Origin of the sequence: Acinetobacter sp. YH16044 (assembly GCF_013417145.1) — a bacterium.
Taxonomy (GTDB): domain Bacteria; phylum Pseudomonadota; class Gammaproteobacteria; order Pseudomonadales; family Moraxellaceae; genus Acinetobacter; species Acinetobacter amyesii.
On sequence record NZ_VPEK01000146.1, the window covers coordinates 1 to 1,308 of the forward strand.

General features: G+C 36.0%; 2 protein-coding genes. Both read left to right on the plus strand.

Translation table 11 applies throughout. The features are described 5' to 3' along the window. The first annotated feature begins 67 nt into the window (after positions 1-67). A complete protein-coding gene (gene repM / locus FTV38_RS17605) occupies positions 68-1,018 on the plus strand; it encodes a replication initiation protein RepM (protein WP_180023054.1) in 951 nt (316 codons plus the stop codon). A 10-nt stretch (positions 1,019-1,028) separates the two neighbouring features. Continuing rightward, complete coding sequence (locus FTV38_RS18265) at positions 1,029-1,142, plus strand: helix-turn-helix domain-containing protein (RefSeq protein WP_257223479.1); 114 nt, start codon at positions 1,029-1,031, stop codon at positions 1,140-1,142. The last annotated feature ends 166 nt before the right edge of the window (positions 1,143-1,308 follow it).

Genomic DNA, 1,308 nt, shown 5'->3' on the forward strand with positions numbered 1-1,308 from the left:
GTTTATAGGTTGACTAAGGAAATTAGACAGGCTGTAACCTAGCTAGTTAAATAACTTCACCAAAAAAATGAATAACTCAAACAAATTAGTAGTCAAAGACAATGCTCTTATTGATGCAAGTTTCAATTTGAGCTTGGTAGAACAGCGAATCATGCTATTGGCGATAGTAGAAGCTAGGGAAGTAAGCAAGCTAACACCAAATACTGCCATTGAAGTTTTAGTCAGCAACTACGTGCAACAATTTAAAGCAGACAGTAATAATATTTACGGTGCTATTAAAGAGGCAGCACGTACATTGAAGCGCAGAGAGTTTAGCTACCTTGATCGGTATAAGGGACAACCAGCTTATACAACTGCCAACTGGGTGAATAAAGTAACTTACGTTGATAACAATGGTATGGTGGTTTTGTATTTCAGTGAAGAAGTGATTAGCTTGATCAGTAGACTAGAAGAACAGTTTACAAAGTACCACCTTGAGCAGGTCAGTAGTTTCAAAAGTAAATACAGCACAAGGTTATATGAGCTGATCGTTAAATGGCTTAGTACAGGAAAAACCGAAAAGTACGAAATTGAAGACTTGAGAAGTAAACTTGGCTTAGGTGTAAATGAATACAGCACTATGAGCAACTTCAAAATTAACGTACTAGACAAGGCTTTGGGTGAAATTAACCAACATAGCGATCTTACAGTCAGTTACGAACAATTTAAGCAAGGCAGGGCTATTAGTGCCGTTCAATTTAAAATTGAGCAAAAGCAACAACCCAAAAAACAAAGAGAAGTTACGTCCAAAGATCAAAATACTATCGACATGTTTTGCAATTTAACAGAAGCTCAGATCAGTAAATACAGCATCATATTATCCAAAGAGCACTCCATTTCAGATTTAGCAGGTACAAAAGACTATCTTGCATTTCAATCATGGTTAGCGAATATCCTGCGAGATCCTAAAGGCGTGAGCAAAGGTACAGCCGACAGAATATTTACAACCCTGAGAGAAAAAACCGACTTCGGAAAGTGATAAATTTTTATTGTCATGCTTATTTCAAGCGAAGCAGCTACATGAGCAAGGTATGAATAACACTCAGATTGCTAAACAATTGAATGTAGCAAGGATGACTGTAATTCGTTGGTTAGGGGTGTAACAGTGAGCCTAATTCAAGTTATTAGCGCTTTTGCGTTTATATCAATTTAGTGAATTAATTTTAATTTATGTACTTGAAAAAATGATTATCACCGCCATTAACAATATGCTAAGATAAGGTTGTCTAAAGTATCACTATGTACCTAATTATTTTATAACGCAAGTTC

Excerpts from the sequence above, each read along its gene's own strand:
- repM (WP_180023054.1), top strand. The coding sequence starts at position 68 with ATGAATAACTCAAACAAATTAGTAGTCAAAGACAATGCTCTTATTGAT.